This window comes from Pseudarthrobacter arbutini (genome assembly GCF_054510915.1).
In genome coordinates, this window is record NZ_JBTNDQ010000010.1 from 134,615 (window position 1) to 154,237 (window position 19,623).

The following is a 19,623-nucleotide window of genomic DNA, read 5'->3' on the forward strand; positions in this document are numbered from 1 at the left end:
TATTCCGGAACGGCCCCGGAGACGGCGTCCAACCCTACATTCTGGCCAGGCGAGCCCGCACCACCATGAACACGCCGTAGCAGATGAGGCCAGCGCCCACTGCGGCCAGTAGGTACACGCCGAAGGGCTGGTCGCGGAGGGCCCTGAGTCCGCCGTCCAGGCCCGTGGATTCATCCGGATGGGCGCCCAGGGTGGCGATGGTGATGAGCATCCCGGTCAGCAGCAGGACTATGCCTTTGGCGACGTAGCCGGTCACGCCCAAGGCGGAGACGGCCGTCCGGGCAGGGGGGGAAACGGGCATCGTGAGGTGTTTCTCGAAGGTCTTCTTGATGCCGCGGATGCCGTAGATGATCCCGGTGATGGCCATGCCCAGACCCACGAGGACCAGCAGCGCTACGCCGCCGGGGGCCTTCATGACGGCGACGGTGAGGTCGCTCGCCGATTGCTGGTTGTCGCCCCCGGACCCTGTGCCCATGGCGAAGCTAGCCAGGGTCACGGCGAGCCCGGCAAACACCACGGCCTGCGCTGCCGCTTTGGCCTTCTTACCGACTTTGGCCTTGGTGGGCAGTCGGTTGTAGTCGAAGACGGCGTCGCTGGCCTGCCAGACGGCAAGGGCCGCGCAGGCGGCAAAGCTTGCCCACAGGAGGAACGGCCCGGCGGGCTGGCTGGCCAGTTCGGAAACAGCGCCGCTGAAGTCAGCATTCCCCGAACCACCCATGGCGAGGCGGATTGCGATGGCGCCCACCAGAAAGTGCAGTAGGCCGCTTACCGCGAAACCCACCCTCGCCAGCAACTCCAGTGCGCGTGAGTTGGTGACGTCCTCCGCCGCGTCTGCGGCGTCTTTGAGTTCTCTTTTGATGGCGCTTCCTTCGGGCCAGCGCCGCAGGGGCGCAGATTTTGCGTGCCCCCGCACAACCCCATCGTGCCACGCGAGGCCGGCCGCGAACAGTAGCAACTTTTGCGCACCGCGGACCGACAGCAACTGCGTGTGCGTTGGTGTGCCCGGCGATGGGGAGTGTTCCCCATCGCGGGAGAATTGCCACCATGCGACGATATGTCCAGCGATAGAACTAACTCGTAATACTCTCCGGGGGAGACACCATGACTTTTTACGGCGCGGACGTCAGCCAGCTGCGGGAGCTGGCGAAGGCCGTTGACAAGGCGGCCGCGCTGCTCAGCAGCCGGGCCAGCTCCCTGCAGGGCCAGATTCAGTCCGCGCCATGGAAGGGTGCCGACGGCGAGCTGTTCCGGCAGGACTGGTCCGGCAACCACCGCCCCAGCCTGGAGCGGGTGGCATCCAGCCTCCGCCACAACTCCAAGCTCCTCCTGCAGCACGCAAACGAACAGGAACAGTCCTCTGCCGCTACCGCCGGCGGCAGCAGTGGCGGTGGCGGGACCAGCGTCCTGGACAAAATCAAGGACTTGGGCAGCCGCGCCCAGAACTGGCTGGAGGAACAGGTAGCGAAGGCAGCAGCGGCTGAGGCCCATCGCCAGGATCTGAAGCAGGGCATGGATGACATGCTCAAGGCCGGCCCGGAAGAGCAAGCCAAGTGGTGGGCCAGCCTGTCCGAGGCGGACCGGAAATACCTGATCGAAGGCGAAGACGAGAACGGCCCGTTCGCCGAGGACCTCATGAGGATGGATGGCGGGATTCCCCTGTCCGCCCAGGATCAGGCGAGCGCCCACCTCCGGGAACTCGCCAAGACAGAAACTCCTGTATACACGGAGTCTGGCACGGCCTCCCTTGATGCCCGGGTTGCCTGGTTCCACGCCGGCGCGGAGGTAGGCACCGTCGTCGTAGAGAATGCAGACGGTTCGGCCACCATGAAGGTCTACGGGAACGTGGGCGTAGGAGTGAACGACACCACCGGAACGGCCGGGGTCACGCTGAACGGAGAGGCCTCGCGCGAGTACAAATTCGGCAGCCTGGAGGAGGCCATGGCCGCCCGCAACCAGATTTACACGGATCTCCCGCCGGACAGCGTCGGTGAGATCAAGGACGTGGCAGGCAACCCGCCTAGCTACGTCCTGGACACCATCAACGATGCTGCGGACGACAACGGCTCCACCGGCCACGACGACAAAGCCAAGGGAACCCTCTCCCTCGAAGCCAAAGGTGAATCCGGCCCGGCTTCGGGCTCGGCGAAGCTGGATCTTGCCTACGAGCGGAACCTGACGGACGGCACGGCCACCGCCAGCGCCGAGGTGTCGGCCCAGGGCAAGCTGGACCTTGACGGCAAGGTGTTCGAGGCCTCGGGCAAGGGCGGCCTGGAAGTGAACCTGGATAAGAACGGCAACATGGAATCGGTCGCCGTATCCATGGAGGGCACGGTTGCCGCGGGCGCCAGCACGGGTGTCGACCTCCAGGGCGCAAAGGCTGAGTCCAGCGTGACAGTGGGCACTCAGGGCACCGTGAAGATCAATGTTGAGTACTCACCGGAGAACGCGCCTGTGATCGATAGCTACATGCGCAATATGGCGTTGGGAGACACGGTTGCGGCCGGCCACGACGCCGCCAAGCTCTACGCGGCAGGTTCCGCCACGGTCCAGGTGAACAGTGTGGTGACAGCATCCAACGAGTTCGGCGTTGACCTCAAGGCCGGCGAGGTGGAGGTCAAAACCGAGAACAAGGCAACCACCAACGTGTCCACGTACTATAAGGTCCCGAACGACACCAAGCTCGAGAAGCTCTGACGTCCCGTGCCGGATCCGCACGTGCCAGCCAGCCCAGCCAAGACTTACCGCTAAGGAGCAACCATGTCAGTTCATATCGAGTCCCCGCTGGGATTCACGGCAGACTTCCCCGAGCACACCCAGGTTCTGGAGGACTCCGCCGCCGGGCCAAACACCGAGCAGTATGGCCTGCTGGGCGGTGTCCTGGTGACGGTCATCAAGGACGACACCTCCGTGACCGGCGCCGCGCAGGCTAACGGCTGGGCACACCTGATGTCAGGCTTCTACCTTGAAGACCGGGCCGGGACCATCCTCACCGAAGGCGAACTGAACGTACCCGGTAAGTCCTCGTACGCCGTCGTGGTTGGATACACGGATCCGGCAGGCGAGGCGAGGGTCGCGGCCACTGTGGGTGTTTGGGAGAACAACCGCTTCATCGGTGTTGTGGTGATCTGGCCGTACGTGAACCCGGAGATCGAGCCGCGGCTGGGGATGCTCAAGGAGATCGTCGCCTCCATCAGCGTGAACTGACCCCAACTAAGTAGCGCTAACTGCCGTTTTGAGCCTTCAAAACGGCAGTTGGCGCTACTTACATTTCAAGGCTCAGCGCCGGCGGTAGCAGAGGTCGAAGATCAGCCGGCCGGCCTCGTGGGCCTTCGCCTCGAAACTCGTGCGGATCCGGCCTTCAAAGCGTGGCGCCCAGCCGCCCGTTTCATCAACACCCTCGTTGGGACCTGTATGCGCGGTACTCACCGGCGCCCGGCCTTCGCGGACGGGCGCGCCGCCCACCAGGGTTTCGACGCCGGATTGCCACACCTGGGTGAGCGGACTTTCCGGGCCGTGGCGCTCGCCGGTGTGGAGGTTTTCGAAGTCTGGGGAGTCCGCGAGGACGTCGCGGACGTGGACAGCGTAGTTGGACCAGTCCGTGGCGACCCGCCACAGTCCGCCCTTGGTGAGTGCACGTGCCGCCAGTTCGGCGAACTCCGGCTGGATGAGGCGGCGCTTGTGGTGCCGTGACTTGTGCCAGGGATCGGGAAAGAACACCCAAAGCTCGCTGACGGATCCTGCCGGCAGCATGGTGGCCAGGACCTCGGGCGCGTTGGCTTCCACCACCCGGACGTTGTTCAGCCCGCGGCTGTTGATCTTGATGATGGTGTTGGCCAGCCCCGGTGTATAGACCTCGACCGCCAGGAAGTTCGTGTCCGGGTTTTCCTCGGCCGCGTGGCAGATGGCATCGCCCAGCCCCGAACCGATTTCCACGATCAGAGGTGCCTTGCGGCCGAACTCGGCCTCAGCGTCGAAGGTGTAGTCCGGGTGGACTGACGTGTTCGCAATGTGCCGGGGGACGTCCAGCGCCCACCGGTCCGAGTGCTCTTCCCAGGCCGTCTGACGGCGCCCCTGGAGGCGGGTTCCGCGGCGCACAAAGCTCACCGGCCTGCCGCCGTAAGTGCCGAAAGACGCCTGGGTACCGGGCGTCACCGGGCGCGGGACATGCGGAGGCTGGGGAGATTCTGGGGATTCGCTCATCCCTTCCAGAATACCCGGGGCCCACGCCCACGGCTTGGGCACTCACCTGAGCCTCGAACGGGACGCGATGGAACGCGAAAATGGTCGCCCTGCGAGGTCGGAAAGGAAATGAAATCTCAGAAGAGGATCATAAAGTCCCCGTCCCTGAGCACGAGCACCAGGCCCACGGCAACCTCGGCCGCCGATATCCACAACGCAGCCACACCAGCCCGCCAACCGTTTGACCGACGCACAAATACGCGGAGCGAAACAATGCCGAGCGTCACTGCGAGCAGGCCAAACAGCGCCGGATAGCTCCACAGCACCAACGGTGCGACCCAGTCCAGCCGGCCAGGCCCTTCCGAAGGCCTCGTAAAGAAGGCCGCCAATAGGCTGAAGGGCACAGTCAGAAACATGCTCGCCGGGGCGATGAGGCTGAAAGCGAGGCTGGCTGTGCCCTCGCCACTGCCATGCGCCTTCGGCGAGGCCGGGGCGGACGCAATGGACGGATCGTGCAATGGTGCGAGGCTCATGGCTTCTCCCGAATGTTATGGCTGGGTACCGCATGCTGATCCCACGGTAGGGTCGCTCCAGGCGGGCATCCAGCCCTTTTCTGGTCTATGTGGATAACTCCGCGTGGCAACGAAGCCTGACAGAATGGGTCCCGTGACCCGTGCTGACAACGTTGACGTGCCTGGACTGCTGATCGACGCCGAAATCGACGACATCCCCCCAGCCGCCCCGACGCGCCTTCCGGGCCAGTCGGGCAGCGGTCCGGAGAGCCCGCAGGGCAGCCGACGCGCGCTCGTGTACCTGGGCCTCTGCCTGGTGCTTATCGGGCTGAACCTCCGCACGGTTTTCTCCAGTTTCGCCGCGGTTCTTCCGGAGATCACGTCCGACGCCGGCCTGCCGGGCTGGGCGGTCGTGGTGCTCACCACCGTGCCCGTCACACTCCTGGGCGTCTTCGCGCCGCTTGCCCCTGTCCTGGCCCGCCGGTTCGGCGCCGAACGCGTCCTTCTTGGTGCCATGGCAGTACTTACGGCAGGGCTGCTGCTGCGGCCCGCGGACATCGGCGGCCTGGTTCCCGCTGCCGGGCACCTCCCAACCTTGCTGGCGGGAACTGCTGCCTGCGGTGCCGCCATCGCCCTGTGCAACGTGCTGCTGCCAGGGCTGGTGAAGCGCGATTTCCCGCACCGGCTGGGTCTCATGGGCGGCCTGTACACCACGGCCATCTGCGCGTCGGCCGCTCTCGGCGCCGGCTTTACCTACCCGGTCTTCACGGCGACGGGGGAGTGGGCCTCGGCACTGTGGTTCTGGGCCGTTCCTGCCGCCGTCGTACTTTTGCTGTTCCTTCCGGTGGCGCTGCGCCAGCACCCCGTCCGGCACCAGGCCGCCAACCTCGGCGTCAACGTGTGGCGTTCGGCGGTGGCGTGGCAGGTGACCATCTTTATGGTGCTGCAGGCCATGATGTCCTTCAGCGTTTTTGCCTGGCTGGCGCCGATCCTGCGCGAACGCGGCGTGGACGGCGGCACGGCCGGCCTGATGGTCTCTGTTTCTATCGTGCTCCAGATGACTGGTTCGCTGTTTGCCCCTGCACTGGCGGCGAGGTTCCGTGACCAGCGGGCCATCGCTGTAGTGGTGGCGCTAATGACCGGCGGCGGGTTTGCGCTGAGCATCTTCGGACCCCTGGAACTCATTTGGGTGTGGACCGGGCTGCTGGGCCTGGGGCAGGGAAGCCTCACCGCGGTGGCCCTGACCATGATCATGCTGCGGACCCGCGACGGGCACACGGCGGCGCACCTGTCCGGGATGATGCAGGGCGTGGGCTACGGGCTGGGTTCCACCGGCACGCTGATGGTGGGCCAGCTGCACCAGGCCACGGGATCGTTCACGGCCGCCGGGGTGCTGTTCCTGGTGGTCGGTTCGCTGGCCGCGGTGTTCGGTTACCGCGCGGGCCGGAACCGCTACATCGGCGGCTCCAGCCGATCGGGCCATTAGCGTGCCCGATTCCGCCCTGCCGGCCACGCATTCCGCCACCACAGCCGGGATCCTGCAGCGACCGTACCTGTGGGTGACCATCGGCGCATGTGCCCTGGTGTTCCTCGCGGCCTTCGAATCGCTCGCCGTGACCACCATCATGCCCGTCGTCAGCCGCGAGCTCGACGGCGCCAGCCTGTATGCGCTGGCCTTCGCCGGTCCGCTGGCCACGGGCGTGATCGGCATGGTGGCGGCCGGAAACTGGTCGGACCGCCGCGGCCCAACAGTCCCGCTGTACGCCTCCGTGGCGTTGTTCGTGCTGGGCCTGATCATCGCGGGCACGGCCGTGTCCATGCCCATGCTGGTTGCGGGCCGCCTGGTGCAGGGGCTTGGCGGCGGTGCGCTGACGGTTGCGCTCTACGTGGTGGTTGCCCGCGTCTACCCGGCCGTCCTGCACCCGGGGATCTTTGCCGCCTTCTCGGCCGCGTGGGTGATCCCGTCCCTGGTGGGCCCGTTCGCGGCCGGCATCGTGGCGGAGGTCCTGAGCTGGCACTGGGTGTTCCTGGGCGTGGTGGGCCTGGTAGTGCCCGCCCTCGTGATGATTGTTCCGGTGCTCCGCGGCATCGACCGGCCTTCTGAGCAGGCCACGGTCCCGCCCTGGGCGCTGGGCCGCCTGGCCTGGGCGGCGCTCGCCGCGCTCGCTGTGCTGGGCCTGAACCTCTCCGCCGGAGTCACTATCGCGGGCATTCCCGCAGCCCCGGCACTCCTGGCCGCGGCCGCCGTCGTGAGTGCCCTCGTAGCCGTGCGGCCGCTGGTACCGCACGGAACACTGCTCGCCCGCCGCGGCCTGCCCAGCGTGATCCTGACCCGCGGCCTGGCGTCCGCCGCATTCTTCGGCGCCGAGGTCTACCTGCCGTACCTGCTGATCGAGGAGTACCAGTTCCCGCCGACGTTCGCCGGCCTGGCACTCACCGGAGGCGCGTTGTCGTGGGCAGCCGCGGCCGCCATTCAGGGCCGCCTCGGCACCCGGCTGAAGCACCGGGCGGCGGTGCGCATCGGCTCAGCGCTGGTGCTGGGAGCCATTCTCCTCACGTTGGCGACGTCGGCGCTCCACTGGCCTGCCGCCGTCGCGATTGCCGGCTGGCTCTTCGCCGGCGGCGGCATGGGGCTGCTGTATCCGCGGCTCAGCGTGATGACGCTCGCCATGTCCACCAAGGAAAACGAAGGCTTCAACAGCTCGGCGATGTCCATCTCGGACTCGCTGGGCGGGGCGCTGGCGCTCGCCGCCACGGGCATCGTGTTCGCGGCATTTACGACGACGGCGGAATCGTTCGCGGGGGTCTTCGCACTGACGGCGGTGGTGGCCGTCGCCGCGGTTGCGGTGGCGCCGCGGGTTTCCCGCTGACCGCCGGAGTTTTTGTCCACATAATCCGAGTTGCGCGCCCGGGAAGGCGCTTTATCTGGACAAAAACTCAAGCCAGCCGGGTGGCGCGGAGTACGGTGTCGCCGATGATGGCTTCCTCGCCGTCCGGACCCGAAGCCGTCCGCTCCCGCGTGGTGTTGACCTCCAGCTGCCAGTCCGGCGAGTCCAGGCCGAGCTCCGCCACGAGCTGCGCCGGGGTGTAGAACATCTCCGGTCTGGTGTGGTTTCCCCACGGCGGCAGGTGGTCCGGATGATGGCCCACGATCAGCAGCGTGCCACCCGGCTTGACCGCCGCAGCCGCCGTCCGCAACGGACCCTGCCACGCCAGATGCGGGGAATGCAGGAACTGGGAGGTCACCAGATCGAAGGTTGCCGTGGGCTGCCACTCGTTCAGGTCGCACTGTTGCCAGTGGATGCGGCTGGGAATTTCACCGGCGCCCTCGGCGTGCACGCTCTCGCGGTCCAAGGCATCCTTTTCGTGGGTGGCAGCCCGTTCCAGCGCGACGGCGGAAACGTCGACGGCGGTGACGGTCCAGCCCTGCTGGGCGAGCCAGATGGCGTCGGCACCTTCGCCGCAGCCCAGGTCCAGGGCCTTGCCCGGCCTCAGTCCCGCGCCTTCGCGCAGCAACTGGGGGTTTGGCTTGCCGCTCCAGAATTTAGGCTTACTCCGGTACCTTTCGTCCCACGCCTCGGCGGCACTGCGCTGCGGTGTATCCCCCAGCCGGGTGCCGCCGTCGTCCGTTGTGTGGTGGTGGTCCGCGCCCTGTTCAGTCATGCCTCAAGCCTGCGCCTGCCGGGCACCCAAAGGCAACGCCAGCCCCCCAGCACCACCTGCCTGAAAGAGGCCAAGGCGCGGGGATGGTACGCTTAGGGGACTTGATGTGCAGTGATGCCCGCTCGTCCCTTCATTTGGGAAGCGGGTTTTTTCATGTGAGAGGCACATCCTGCGTCGATGAACGCGTTCCATTTGGTCCCAGCCGCCGCCCAGAATTGGGCAGCAGCACGGTTGATCACCTGACTTTTCTTCGGCGAAACCCTTGAGCCAACCGGCATCGGGGGCCGATATCCGCACGGATACCGCCTGAAAGACCATGAAATATATGACTACTTTTGCTGCCCTCGGCACGCCCAAAGAACTTGCCGACACCCTCACCGCACAGGGAATTGTTGAGCCGTTCCCCATCCAGGTCAAGACCCTCCCGGACACCCTGGCCGGACGCGACGTCCTGGGCCGCGGCCGCACCGGCTCCGGCAAGACCATCGCTTTCGCCATCCCGCTTGTAGCACGACTCGCTGAGCGGGAAGCGAAGCACTTCCGCAAGCCCGGCCGCCCCATGGGCCTGGTCCTTGCGCCGACCCGTGAACTGGCCACCCAGATCAATGCCACCATCGAGCCGATGGCCAAGGCCATGGGCCTGACCACCACCGTGATCTACGGCGGCATCTCCCAGGCCCGCCAGGAAAAGGCACTGCGCGCCGGCGTCGACATCGTCATCGCCTGCCCGGGCCGCCTGGAGGACCTGATCCGCCAGCGCATCCTGACCCTCGAAGGCGTCGAGATCACCGTACTGGACGAGGCCGACCACATGGCCGACCTCGGCTTCCTCCCGGTGGTCAAGAAGCTCATGGACATGACCCCCAGCCAGGGCCAGCGCCTGCTGTTCTCCGCCACCCTGGACAACGGCGTGGACAAGATCGTCCAGCGCTACCTGTCCAACCCGCTGACCCACGCCGTGGACGAATCACAGGCCGCCGTGACCACCATGGAACACCACGTCCTGGTGGTCAACGACCAGACCGTCAAGAAGCAGCTGATCGTTGAGCTCGCCTCAGGCGCCGGCCGCCGCGTCCTCTTTATGCGGACCAAGCACCACGCCCGCAAGCTGGCCAAGACCCTGACCGACGCCGGGATCCCCGCCGTCGATCTGCACGGCAACCTCTCGCAGAACGCCCGGGACCGCAACCTGGCCGAGTTTTCCTCCGGTGACGTCCGCGTCCTGGTGGCCACCGACGTCGCAGCCCGCGGCGTCCACGTGGACGACGTCGAACTGGTGATCCACGTGGATCCGCCCACAGAGCACAAGGCATACCTCCACCGCTCAGGCCGTACGGCCCGCGCAGGTTCGGACGGCACCGTTGTCACGCTGACCCTCCCGGAGCAGCAGTCCGACGTCAAGAAGCTGATGAAGGCTGCCGGCGTCGAGGTTAACTTCGAGCGCGTCACCGCCAACTCCCCGCTGGTTGCTGAGCTCGTGGGCGAAATGGCCGACAAGATCGATCCGCGCACGCGCGCCGCTCTTCTCGCCAAGAAGTCCGCACAGCAGGGTGGCGGCACCTCCACTGGTGCCAACGCCGAGCGCAAGCGCGCCCGCCGCAGCCAGGAAGGCCCCACCGCCGGTGGCCGTGGCGGCCGTGGTGGACGTGGACGCGTCTCCGCTGAGCCGACCCGCACCGATCTTCCGCGCGCCGAGCGCCGCGCTGTTGCCTACGAAGGCCGCACCGAGGCACGGGCAGCATTTGACCGTGTAGCCGAGCAGAACGAGGACCGCGCCATTGCAGCAGCTGCTGCTCGCCGCAATTCCCGCGGCCACGGCGCCACAGGCTCCACGCACCGCAACGACGTCCCCGCAGCAGGTGGCCGTGCAGCGGCTGGCCGCGGTTCAGACGGCCGTTCCGATTCACGCGTTACCCGCAGCGATGCCCCCCGTGGCGGCACGGGACGTCCGGCTACCACTGGCGGACAGCGCGGCGGACGTCCGGCAACGGGCCAGCGCGCAGCCGGGGCCCGCACCGCAGGCGCCGGTGCAGGTGCCCGCACGGGTGGATCCGGCCAGCGCGCCGGAGCCTCCACAGGCAACTCGGGCAACGGCGGCAACGGCGGCAATGCCGGCAACAAGGCTGTTTGGTCCTCCAACACCGGCGGCACGTCCGGTGGCTCGTACGCCGGTAACGGTGGCGGCAGTGGCCGTCCGGCACGCAGCGGTCCCCGCCGCGCGTCGGCTCCGGCCTCGAACGAACGCCGCAGCCGCTAAGATTCGTGTTTTCGCTACGTAAAGTAGCTGGCGATACGCAGAATGCCGGCCGCGACGGATATATCCGCAGCGACCGGCATTTCGCGTAGCGCAAATCACGAAGCGCAGCGCCAGCCTGAAAGCGTAGCGAAAGTTACCAGCCGCGGGCGCGCCACTCCTCAAGGTGCGGGCGTTCCGCGCCGAGAGTGGTGGGGCTGCCGTGGCCCGGGTGCACCAATGTGTCATCCGGGTAGGCCTCGAACAACCGCGCGGTGACATCGTCCAGCAGCGACGTGAACCGCTCGGGATCATTCTGGGTGTTGCCCACGCCGCCCGGGAACAACGAATCCCCGCTGAAAATGTGGGCAGGCCCGTCCAGGTCCTGGTACACAAACGCGATCGATCCCGGGGTATGGCCGCGCAGGTGCACGGCGGTGAGCTCGAAGCCGTCCACGGCGCAGGTGTCCCCGTGCTCCAGGAGCCGGTCCACGGGCACTGGCAGCGCCTCGGCGTCGTCCTTTCCGGCAACGGTTGGGGCGCCCGTGGCTGCCACCAACGCCGGCAGTGCCCGGACGTGGTCCCAATGCTGGTGCGTCGTTGCAATCTGCGCCAGTTTGGTTGTGGCCGAGGTATCCGCAGCGGCGTCCTGCAGCATCGCCTGGATGGCCGGAAGGTCGTCCGCGGCATCAATCAGCAGCTGTGCGCCGCTGGCTTTCGCGGTCAGCAGGTACACGTTGTTGTTCATCTCGCTGACGGAGATGCTGCGGATGGTGATGTCGCGGAGGTCGTGAATGAGCGTGTCCATGGGCTTCAGTTTATTCACGCCCCTGTGACACCCAGTTGGGGTCCGCCGAGCGGGAGCCGACGACGGCGTCCGCAGCCTGGTCCAGCGCCTCCAGTTGCGCCGGGGTCAGGTCCAGGGACAGTGCGCCCAGGTTTTCGTCGATCCGGTGCGTCTTGCGGGTGCCGGGGATGGGGACCACGGCCAGTCCCCGCCGTTTGCCCTGCTCCAGCAGCCACGCGAGTGCAACCTGGGCGGGCGTTGCGGACAGCTCGGCCGCGACCGACCGCACGGCGGCCACGACTCCCTGGTTCGCGTCAAAGGCGTCCGCGGCGAACCGCGGGATCCGGCGTCGGAAGTCGTTGGCTCCCAGGCTGGAAGCGTCCACCGTGCCGGTGAGGAATCCCCGGCCCAGTGGCGAATACGGCACAAAGCCCACGCCCAGGCTGGCCGCGGCCGGAACTACGTTGCGTTCCACGTCGCGGCTCCAGATGGACCATTCGCTTTGGACCGCGGCGATGGGGTGCACGGAGTGGGCTTCGGCCAGCTCCTGCGCGGTCACCTCTGACAGGCCAAGGTGTTTGACCTTGCCCTGCTGCACCAGCCCCGCCATGGCCTCCACGGTTTCCACAATCGGAACGCGGAGGTCACGGCGGTGCATGTAGTAGAGGTCGATCACGTCCGTGCCAAGCCGCTTTAGGCTGGCGTCGACAGCCTGCCGGACGTAGGCGGCATCTCCCCGGACATCCGTGTAGCCATCAGCCGGCGAGCCCACCAGGGAAAACTTGGTGGCGAGCTGCACTTCACCCCGCCGGTCCTTGAGCAGCTGCGCGATGAGTTGCTCGTTGCTGCCTCCGCCGTAGATGTCCGCGGTGTCAATGAAGCTGACGCCGGCATCCACCGCATGGTGCAGGGTTTTGAGGGCCTCGTGCGGGTCAACTTCGCCGTAGACCGGGGTGAGGGCCATGCCGCCGAAACCCAGGGGGCTGACGTTGAGGCCGTCGCCGAGGTGTACCAATGGTGCAGTCATGAGTGCTCTCCATTCGTTTGTGGATTCTCGTCCCAGCCAAGAACCCCGGCCCTTGCCCCAGTATTCCTAGAGGGTGTCCTGTATTCCTAGCCGGTGTCCTGGCCCCACGGGATGATCCGGTCGGCGCCCCGGCGCGTGGCCTCGATCATCACCGCGTTGGCCTCATCCGGGCCCGCCGCCCATGCCTCCGCTGCGGCCCGCTCCATACCGAACTCCACGTGCCGGTCCACCAGCCGGGCAAGCCGCAGCGCGGGAGGGGAATCCATGAACCAGACCTCATCCAGCTGCGCCCGGACATCCTTCCACTCAGGTGTCTCCGCCAGCAGATAGTTTCCCTCGGTGATCACCAGCGGCACGGACGCGGGGACTGCGATGGACGCGGCCACCGGTTCGTCCAAAGTCCGCCGGAACTCGGGCGCGTACACCACCGCCTCATCCCGCCGCACAACCCGCCGCAACAGCGAGAGATAGCCGCCGACGTCGAACGTGTCCATTGCGCCCTTGCGCTGCCGCAGCGGTGTGCCGTTGATGATCGCGTTGCCCAGGTGGAATCCGTCCATCGGCACCACGACGGCGGTATCAGGGCCGAACTCCCGCTGCAGCCGGGCCGCGAACGTGGACTTGCCGGAGCCGGGTGCGCCCGTGATGCCCAGGAGTAGCCGCCGGCCGCCGTCAAGCCTGTGCTGCAGGGCGTCGAGTGCCTGCTGTACTTCGGGGGAGTCCATGGCAAAAGCCTAAACCGGAGGCCGGAATTGGCCCAATGAAGTGAGGGAAGAATGCGTCCTTCTGCCCATATCAAAAGAATCGAGCGAATCGCAAGTCACAAAAACTGCGGTTAATCAAACGTCTTTAGTGATACCTTCAACGAGGTCGCGCCCGACTAATTGATTGAATGTGAATATTTGGGGGAATTACATGTTGAAGAGAAAGTTGCCGTTTGCCCGCAAGGCAATCATTGGCGCTGCACTGATCCCGGGCATTCTGCTCGGCGGGGTTGTATCTGTTTCGGCGGCGCAGGCTGCGCCGGCCATGTCCTCCTACAGCGCGACCTCGCTCGAAACGCGGGAACCCAGGTTGCCGTCAGGCACTGCCTCGGCACTGACAGGCGCCACGGATGTGGCTCCGGGCACCACGGCGTCAGGTGAAAAGCGGATCAACATTGGTCCGGTTGTCAGCTGGATCAAGAACAACGTGGGCTGGCTCTGGAACAGTCTCGTCAACGCTGTTAAAGCCGGCTGGGGTGCCTTCCTGAACTGGTGGAACAGCCTCGCGGGCTGGATCCGCTGGTCGATCGAACAGGTCGCCGGAGCAGGTGTCGGAGCGATCTTCGAGGCCCTGCGGCATTACCTCTTCGGTTGGTAGCCTGCAGGGATTCCCTGCAGGACTGAGGTAAAGCCGGCACGGCGGCGGGGATCCACGCCGCCGTGCCAGCTTGCCCCCAACAACAGCTTCGAACGAAAGCGCTATGAAATTGGAACAGAACAACTGGCGCGGCCAGAGCGACACCATGCAGGTCAATGGCGCCACGGTCGCCAAGAAAACTTCCCTTCGACGGTTCCTGGCTTTCACGGTGCTGGCCGTTTCGGGGGCTCTGACCTGCCTCATCCGCTTTGAGTTCTTCGACCTGATCTACTTCGCTGGGTTCATCGCGGCCATAGTTGGTATTGTCGCCAGCCACGGATACAGGCAGTATTCGCACTGGATTGGCCTTGCCGTTGCCTTGTCCAGCTTCGGGACGCTTGTTTTTGGGACACTGCGCTTCATTGGGCGGCTCATGGGGGCAGCGGCCTGACCATGCGCCCGAAGGCCCTGTACCTCGTCGCGTTCCATGGCGGCACCATCCTCGTCGCCGGGGCCCTCGCAGGGTTCCTGGACCCAGCATCGCCGGTAGCGCCGGAGGCCTGGACCTGGATGGCGGCGACAGTGCTGTTCGCCGGCGTGTGGTGGCTTTACGGGAACGACTGTGGGCCGTCAGCCGGGCGGCACCGTTCCGTGTGGGGGATTCCCGCCGCAGCCGCCGCCTGCCTAATAATCAGCCACCTTATTAGTAACCGCGGAGTGGCAGGAGTTTCCCTCTTCGCCGGGATAATTCTCGTGGCGCTGGGCGAAGAATTGGTTTTCCGCTTTGCACCTTTTGTGTTATTGGCGCACTTCCAGAAAAAATGGCGCAATATGACAACTGCCATATTTGGTATTATTGTTTTTGTTGCCGCCCATATGCCATCACTGGATATCCTGCTGATCGACAAGCTGTGTTTTGCGATAGCCGCCACAGCTTTGGTGATGGCTTCCGGGGGGATTTGGCTGGCAGTTGCCCTCCACGTTTTATCCAATCTGCTGTGGCACGCCATGGTGGTCATCGGTCAGCAGGGCCACATGGGCTACTTCATGGCGGACCTTGTCCTGGTCCTGGCGGCGTTGTTACTGGCGCTGCGCTTACGTATACGGAAGGAATTGTCCATTGGGGTTAGCGTCTGAGGCTGTTTCAGGGATTTCCTTCGCGGGGGTCACCAAGGCATACGCCGGGCGGAACGTGGTGGACTCCGTCAGCTTTGACTGCCCGCGGGGATCCATCACTGGATTCCTCGGGCCGAACGGAGCGGGCAAATCAACCACGCTGCGCGTTGCGGCCGGCCTGACCCGCGCTGACGCCGGCGAAGTCCTTTTCAACGGACACCGGCGCCAGGACCTGGAAAACCCGGGACGCACCATCGGCTTCGTCCTGGACCCCACGGCATTGCACCCGGGCCGCTCGTTGCAGGAGACCCTGAAGCTGAACGCAATGCTGCTGGGCGCGCCGCGCTCCGCCGTCGAAAATGCCCTCAGCGTTGCGGGCCTTGAGTCAGTGCGGAGAAAGCGGGTGGGCTCGCTGTCCCTGGGGATGCGGCAGCGGCTGGTCCTCGGCATGGCCCTGCTCGCCGGACCCCAGTTCCTGGTCATGGATGAGCCCACCAACGGACTCGACGCCGATGGTGCGCTTTGGGTCCGGAACTTCCTGAAGCATTTCAGCGCCCAGGGCGGCACCGTGCTGCTCTCCAGCCACCTTCTCCGCGACATGCAGGCAGTGGCGGACCACATTGTCATTATCGACCGCGGGCGGATCGTCGCCTCCGGCACCGCCGCAGAGTTCAGCGTCAGCTCCAGGACCAAGGCCACCGCCGTCGAACCGGAGCGCCTCACGGAAGTCTGCAGGAGGAGTGGGTGGGGCTTTGACCTTTCCGGGCGGGAATTTCTGGTTGACGCCACGCCCGAGGACATTGGCCGGGCATGCCTTGAGTACGGGGTGGTGCTGACGCATCTGTCCAACATCACGGAGTCAGCGCTCGAGGAGAAATTCCTTGCCTTGACGTCCGGGGAATTCAGCAGCCGCAACAACAACCTGGAGCAGATCCGATGAGCCAGCACACCCTCCAGCAAACGCCCGTCCGGAACGGCAGGGACCGGCAAGTCGGGTTTGCGCGACTGGTTGCTTTCGAAGTCCGCAAGCTGGTGGACACACGCAGTTCGCTGGCGATCTTCGCAGTGCTCGCTGTCATTGCCGTGGCGCTGGTGGTTGGGCTGGCAGTTGTCGGATCCGGACAAGGCACCCCCGTCACCTTCGCCAGCCTGGCCGGGAGCATCGGGCTTTTCACGGCGCTGGCGATGCCGCTCATCGGCATCCTGGGGATGACGTCCGACACCGCGTACCGGACAACGCTGGTTTACTACCCGCTGCTGCGGGGCAGGACCTCGCAGTTCTGGGCCAAGGTCCTCGCTGCCGCCGTCCTGGCCCTTGCCCTCCAGGTTTTTGTGTTCCTGCTGTCCTCTGTTGTGGCTGCCGCCCTGGCCGGTGCCGGACCAGGTGCCGCTGGTGCATTCGACGGTGTAGGGCAGGAACTGGCAACCGGCCTGGCCTCCTGCTTGCTGAGCACCATGTTCGGTGTGGCCCTCGCCGCGGCGATCCGCCGGACCGCGCTGGCAATCGTCGCCGTCATCCTGGTCAGCCTTGTGGGCAACGGACTCATCCTCACCCTCCTGCCGGATGCCAGCGGCTACCTCAGCACCATTACGGCGCTGGGTGCGCTGATCGGTGGACCGGATGCACCCACGGCGCTGGAAGTGGCGTCGTCCCTAACCCTCTGGTACCTGATTCCCCTCGGCATCGGCTGGTGGATTACGGAGAAGAGCGAGGCGTAGTGTTCCTGCCAGCCGGCAGCGCCTTCAGCCCGGCGGCGCAGGCCACAATCCCCCCGATGAACAGCACCTTCATGACACTGAAGGGTTCGACGCCGGTGGCCATCGCCCAGCCCACCGTCAGGGCAGCGCCGATCCCCACCCAGACGGCGTAGGCCGTGCCGAGCGGGATGCTGCGGATGGCCAGGCCAAGGCCGATCATGCTCAGGGTGGCCGTCACGGTGAAGACAAGTGTGGGCAGGGGCCGGGTGAAACCGTCGGACAGGCCCAAGGCGGTGGCCCAGACGGCTTCCAGCACGGCAGAAGCCAGCAGCATCAGCCAGGCAGCAGAACGCTTATTCATTACGCCACCACCTTCAGGCCAACCACGCACGCGGCGATGCCGGTGAGCAGCAGCAGGCGCGCCGTCGTCGGACGTTCCGCCCTGATGGTGATCGCGTAGGCGGACGTCAGCACCACGCCCACGCCCACCCACACGGCGTACGCGGTGCCGGTGGGGATGGACTGCATGGCGATGGCGAGGCCGGCCATGCTGGCGAGGACGGAGACCAGGAAGAGGAGGGCAGGCGCGAGCCGGCGTCGGCCGGAGGCCTGGAATGTCCGGTGCAGAGCTGCGGCCCAGACGGCCTCCAGCGCCCCGGAAAGAATGAGAATTAACCACGACATGACAGATCCTTTGGCCAGTCTTGTCGCGTGCCGGGTACTGAACCGTCGTCCGGAGGGTCCTGTGCGGAGCCTTGTTTCCAGCATAGCAACGCCCGACGGCGGGTGGCCGGGTTGGTGGCCAACCTCACCGCCGGGGTTCCGGCCCAAGTAGGTAGGGGCGGGGCAGGACCTTAGAGAGCGCCGCCGGCAGTCTCAGGCGCGGAGGAGTCGCGGCCCCCGTTGCCCACCGTTTCGCGGGCGATGAAGTTCTCGATGTCGAACAGGTTGTCCGCGCGCTCGGCGATGTTAAAGAGGGTGGTCATGGCGGCGACCTCCTCCACCTGCTCCTTCAGGAACCACAGCATAAACTGCTCGCCCAGGGCGTCGTCCTCGGAACGGGCGGCGCGGAACAGGGCCTCGATCGCGGCTGTCACTTCCTTCTCCTGCTCCAGCGCCAGGGCCAGCGGCTCGGTCACGGAGGAGAAGTCGTTGCGCACGGTGGGGACGCCCGGGATGGTGAATTCAATGTCGCGGTCCAGCATGTACTGCACCATCATCATGGCGTGGTTCCGCTCCTCCACCGACTGCCGGTAGAAGTAGCGGGCCAGCTGCGGGAGGTCCTGGTTGGCGAACCAGGTGGCCACGGCAATGTACTGCTGCGAGGCCGCGAATTCGTTGCCGATCTGGGTGGACAGGAGCGCATTAAAGGGTGTGGAAGTCATAGCCAGAGTCTAGGAGCGCCCCGCGCCGCTGACCAGTCTGGAAAGGCTCAGATAACGAAGGCGAGGCTAGCCTGCAGCGCTGGATCAGGCAGTCACGCGGTCGATTGAAACCACGGCCAGGAAGCCGCGGCCCAGGATTTCGGGGGTCCCGGTATCGGAGCCGACGACGGCGTCATACCTGTTGAGTGCCTCGGGTTCCGTGGGGCTGGGGGCAGCTTCCTCGGCGTCGGCTTCTGCGGCGGCAGCGGCTCCCGCGGCCTCCGCGGCTTCCGCGCTGACGCTGACGCTGAGGTTGCCAGCGCTGACGGTGGCCTGGCCCTGCAGCAGCACTGCGAGCTGGCCCTCAAAAACCGGGTGTGCGCGCTTTTTGGAGAGCTCGATGATGGACGTGAAGCCCTTGAACGAACCCGTCCGGGCGATGACATTCAGGTCGCGGATGTCCCCGGTGGGCAGGGCCCCGTGCGCGGCAGCTTCGCCGGAGAACCTGAACGGCCGGTACTTCTCCAGCGGGTGTTCGTCGCCGTCCACGGTGAGCAGGAGGAGTTCCCCGTCGATCACGGTCAGCACGCGTTCCATGCCCGGGAACGCCGAGAAATCCCCGGACTTGCTGACGTCGGCGATGCTGACGCGCCAATCCCAGGCGCCGTCCTGCGCCGAGGCGGCCTTCGGGTGGCTGGCAAGCTCCCGGGTCACCCCGCCGCCGTTGCGCCACGGTTCGGACCTGAGTTCTGCGAAGCGGATGATCTCCATCGGACCAGCCTAGTTTGTTTGGGCGTCCTCTCCAGTGTTTGGGCGACCCCGCCACGCGTGGCATGCTGGGCAAATGCGCCAGGGGATCACCGAGGAACAGAGCCGGCTGCTGACGTCCTGGCTTGGGGAATTCAGTGTGGTGCGGGATTACTCCTGGCCCCTGCAGGACACCAATGTCCTCCACGTAGTCACGCCGTTGGGCGAAGGATTCATCGTCAAGGCGAGCACCACAAGCCACCATATCCACCGCGAGATCGGCGCCCATGCCGGCGGGTTCGACGGGCTTCACGGCCGGGTCCCCACGTTGCGCCATGCCTCGGCGAAGGCCGGGATCCTGGTGACGGAATTCCTGCCGGGGATCCGGGTTGAGGGGACACCGGCCGAGGATGAGCCGGAAACGTACCGCCAGGCGGGGGAGCTGCTGGCGACGATTCACCGGCCCGCCGGGGAATCGTCCACTTATGCAGAAGCCCTCACGGCAAAGACCAGGGCGTGGATGGACCGCGCCCACGGACTGCTGCCCGAAACGCATCTGGATAGCTTTGAGCGGGAGCTGGAGGCACTGCAGCCGGGCGTGGTGCAGCTCGTGGCAACGCACGGCGATTACCAGCCAAGGAACTGGCTGCAGGACAACGGTCAGATCAAGGTGATCGACTTTGGCCGAGCCGAACTGCGTCCGTGGGTGCACGATCTGGTGCGCATCAGCCACCAGCAGTTCGTCCACCGGGCCGACCTGGCGGACGCGTTCCATGCCGGCCTGGGCAAAACGGTGGGACCGGCGGAATTAGACGTTTGGCGGCTGGAGAACCTGAACCACGCCATCGGCACGGTGGTGTGGGCCAACCAGGTGGGCGACGCCGCGTTTGAACAGACAGGCCGCATCATGGTGGAGCGTTTGCTGTCCGGCGCCTGAAATGGAACCGGCCCACATC

General features: G+C 66.0%; 22 protein-coding genes and 1 riboswitch. Of the genes, 11 read left to right on the top strand and 11 right to left on the bottom strand.

The genetic code is table 11. From position 1 onward, the window contains the following. Positions 1 to 34: 34 nt before the first annotated feature. Complete coding sequence (locus ACX80V_RS13035; protein ID WP_485843485.1) at positions 35 to 913, bottom strand: DUF1206 domain-containing protein; 879 nt, start codon at positions 911 to 913, stop codon at positions 35 to 37. A gap of 188 nt (positions 914 to 1,101) precedes the next feature. Between ACX80V_RS13035 and ACX80V_RS13040 the strand changes: the two genes are divergently transcribed. Both ACX80V_RS13040 and ACX80V_RS13045 read left to right on the top strand, forming a co-directional pair. Continuing rightward, positions 1,102 to 2,694: a hypothetical protein gene (locus ACX80V_RS13040; RefSeq protein ID WP_485843486.1), complete on the top strand. Its 1,593-nt coding sequence runs from the start codon at positions 1,102 to 1,104 to the stop codon at positions 2,692 to 2,694. Between the two features lie 63 nt (positions 2,695 to 2,757). After that, positions 2,758 to 3,204 carry a hypothetical protein gene (locus ACX80V_RS13045; RefSeq protein ID WP_058930916.1) on the top strand — a complete coding sequence of 149 codons (447 nt, stop codon included), beginning with the start codon at positions 2,758 to 2,760 and terminating at the stop codon, positions 3,202 to 3,204. Positions 3,205 to 3,276: 72 nt separating this feature from the next. Here the strand turns inward: ACX80V_RS13045 and trmB are convergent, their stop codons facing one another. Both trmB and ACX80V_RS13055 read right to left on the bottom strand, forming a co-directional pair. Beyond that, positions 3,277 to 4,200 carry a tRNA (guanosine(46)-N7)-methyltransferase TrmB gene (trmB, locus tag ACX80V_RS13050; RefSeq protein WP_485843487.1) on the bottom strand — a complete coding sequence of 308 codons (924 nt, stop codon included), beginning with the start codon at positions 4,198 to 4,200 and terminating at the stop codon, positions 3,277 to 3,279. Positions 4,201 to 4,316: 116 nt separating this feature from the next. Then, positions 4,317 to 4,712: a hypothetical protein gene (locus ACX80V_RS13055; protein ID WP_485843488.1), complete on the bottom strand. Its 396-nt coding sequence runs from the start codon at positions 4,710 to 4,712 to the stop codon at positions 4,317 to 4,319. Positions 4,713 to 4,836: 124 nt separating this feature from the next. On the opposite strand from ACX80V_RS13055, the gene ACX80V_RS13060 reads away from it, so the two are divergent. Further along, positions 4,837 to 6,177 (top strand): MFS transporter, encoded by a 1,341-nt coding sequence (locus ACX80V_RS13060; protein WP_485843489.1) that lies wholly within the window; start codon positions 4,837 to 4,839, stop codon positions 6,175 to 6,177. Position 6,178: 1 nt separating this feature from the next. Next, positions 6,179 to 7,561 carry an MFS transporter gene (locus tag ACX80V_RS13065; RefSeq protein ID WP_485843490.1) on the top strand — a complete coding sequence of 461 codons (1,383 nt, stop codon included), beginning with the start codon at positions 6,179 to 6,181 and terminating at the stop codon, positions 7,559 to 7,561. A 67-nt stretch (positions 7,562 to 7,628) separates the two neighbouring features. Here the strand turns inward: ACX80V_RS13065 and ACX80V_RS13070 are convergent, their stop codons facing one another. Next, a complete protein-coding gene (locus tag ACX80V_RS13070; protein ID WP_485843491.1) occupies positions 7,629 to 8,354 on the bottom strand; it encodes an SAM-dependent methyltransferase in 726 nt (241 codons plus the stop codon). Between the two features lie 325 nt (positions 8,355 to 8,679). On the opposite strand from ACX80V_RS13070, the gene ACX80V_RS13075 reads away from it, so the two are divergent. Beyond that, positions 8,680 to 10,611, top strand: a complete 1,932-nt coding sequence (locus tag ACX80V_RS13075; protein ID WP_485843492.1) for a DEAD/DEAH box helicase — start codon at positions 8,680 to 8,682, stop codon at positions 10,609 to 10,611. Between the two features lie 133 nt (positions 10,612 to 10,744). Here the strand turns inward: ACX80V_RS13075 and ACX80V_RS13080 are convergent, their stop codons facing one another. The 3 genes from ACX80V_RS13080 to ACX80V_RS13090 form a co-directional block, all read right to left on the bottom strand. Next, complete coding sequence (locus ACX80V_RS13080) at positions 10,745 to 11,395, bottom strand: MBL fold metallo-hydrolase (RefSeq protein ID WP_485843493.1); 651 nt, start codon at positions 11,393 to 11,395, stop codon at positions 10,745 to 10,747. Positions 11,396 to 11,405: 10 nt separating this feature from the next. Further along, complete coding sequence (locus ACX80V_RS13085) at positions 11,406 to 12,401, bottom strand: aldo/keto reductase (RefSeq protein WP_485843494.1); 996 nt, start codon at positions 12,399 to 12,401, stop codon at positions 11,406 to 11,408. An 86-nt stretch (positions 12,402 to 12,487) separates the two neighbouring features. Beyond that, a complete protein-coding gene (locus ACX80V_RS13090) occupies positions 12,488 to 13,126 on the bottom strand; it encodes a nucleoside/nucleotide kinase family protein (protein WP_485843495.1) in 639 nt (212 codons plus the stop codon). 190 nt (positions 13,127 to 13,316) lie between these two features. On the opposite strand from ACX80V_RS13090, the gene ACX80V_RS13095 reads away from it, so the two are divergent. The 5 genes from ACX80V_RS13095 (at position 13,317) to ACX80V_RS13115 (ending at position 16,577) form a co-directional block, all read left to right on the top strand. Beyond that, entirely contained in the window at positions 13,317 to 13,763 is a 447-nt protein-coding gene (locus tag ACX80V_RS13095; RefSeq protein WP_485843496.1) for a hypothetical protein, read from the top strand. Between the two features lie 103 nt (positions 13,764 to 13,866). Next, positions 13,867 to 14,193: a hypothetical protein gene (locus ACX80V_RS13100; RefSeq protein ID WP_485843497.1), complete on the top strand. Its 327-nt coding sequence runs from the start codon at positions 13,867 to 13,869 to the stop codon at positions 14,191 to 14,193. Between the two features lie 2 nt (positions 14,194 to 14,195). Then, positions 14,196 to 14,879: a CPBP family intramembrane glutamic endopeptidase gene (locus ACX80V_RS13105; protein WP_485843498.1), complete on the top strand. Its 684-nt coding sequence runs from the start codon at positions 14,196 to 14,198 to the stop codon at positions 14,877 to 14,879. Then, positions 14,863 to 15,798 (top strand): ABC transporter ATP-binding protein, encoded by a 936-nt coding sequence (locus ACX80V_RS13110; protein WP_485843499.1) that lies wholly within the window; start codon positions 14,863 to 14,865, stop codon positions 15,796 to 15,798. Before ACX80V_RS13105 ends, ACX80V_RS13110 begins: the two co-directional genes overlap by 17 nt. Continuing rightward, the gene (locus tag ACX80V_RS13115) at positions 15,795 to 16,577 is read left to right on the top strand and encodes a hypothetical protein (protein ID WP_485843500.1); all 783 of its coding nucleotides are present in this window, start codon (positions 15,795 to 15,797) and stop codon (positions 16,575 to 16,577) included. Before ACX80V_RS13110 ends, ACX80V_RS13115 begins: the two co-directional genes overlap by 4 nt. On the opposite strand, the gene ACX80V_RS13120 is transcribed toward ACX80V_RS13115, so the two are convergent. From ACX80V_RS13120 to ACX80V_RS13135, 4 genes are all read right to left on the bottom strand, one after another. Then, a complete protein-coding gene (locus ACX80V_RS13120) occupies positions 16,555 to 16,917 on the bottom strand; it encodes a DMT family transporter (protein ID WP_485843501.1) in 363 nt (120 codons plus the stop codon). The two genes, ACX80V_RS13115 and ACX80V_RS13120, sit on opposite strands and share 23 nt — an antisense overlap. Then, the gene (locus ACX80V_RS13125; protein ID WP_485843502.1) at positions 16,917 to 17,240 is read right to left on the bottom strand and encodes a DMT family transporter; all 324 of its coding nucleotides are present in this window, start codon (positions 17,238 to 17,240) and stop codon (positions 16,917 to 16,919) included. The genes ACX80V_RS13120 and ACX80V_RS13125 overlap by 1 nt, the downstream gene beginning before the upstream one ends. A gap of 9 nt (positions 17,241 to 17,249) precedes the next feature. After that, positions 17,250 to 17,315: riboswitch (guanidine-III (ykkC-III) riboswitch) on the bottom strand. 95 nt (positions 17,316 to 17,410) lie between these two features. Then, on the bottom strand, positions 17,411 to 17,941 hold the full coding sequence (locus tag ACX80V_RS13130) for a ferritin (RefSeq protein WP_248763759.1): 531 nt from the start codon (positions 17,939 to 17,941) through the stop codon (positions 17,411 to 17,413). An 84-nt stretch (positions 17,942 to 18,025) separates the two neighbouring features. Next, on the bottom strand, positions 18,026 to 18,691 hold the full coding sequence (locus ACX80V_RS13135; RefSeq protein ID WP_485843503.1) for a HutD/Ves family protein: 666 nt from the start codon (positions 18,689 to 18,691) through the stop codon (positions 18,026 to 18,028). A 73-nt stretch (positions 18,692 to 18,764) separates the two neighbouring features. On the opposite strand from ACX80V_RS13135, the gene ACX80V_RS13140 reads away from it, so the two are divergent. Next, positions 18,765 to 19,604, top strand: a complete 840-nt coding sequence (locus ACX80V_RS13140) for an aminoglycoside phosphotransferase family protein (protein WP_485843504.1) — start codon at positions 18,765 to 18,767, stop codon at positions 19,602 to 19,604. The last annotated feature ends 19 nt before the right edge of the window (positions 19,605 to 19,623 follow it).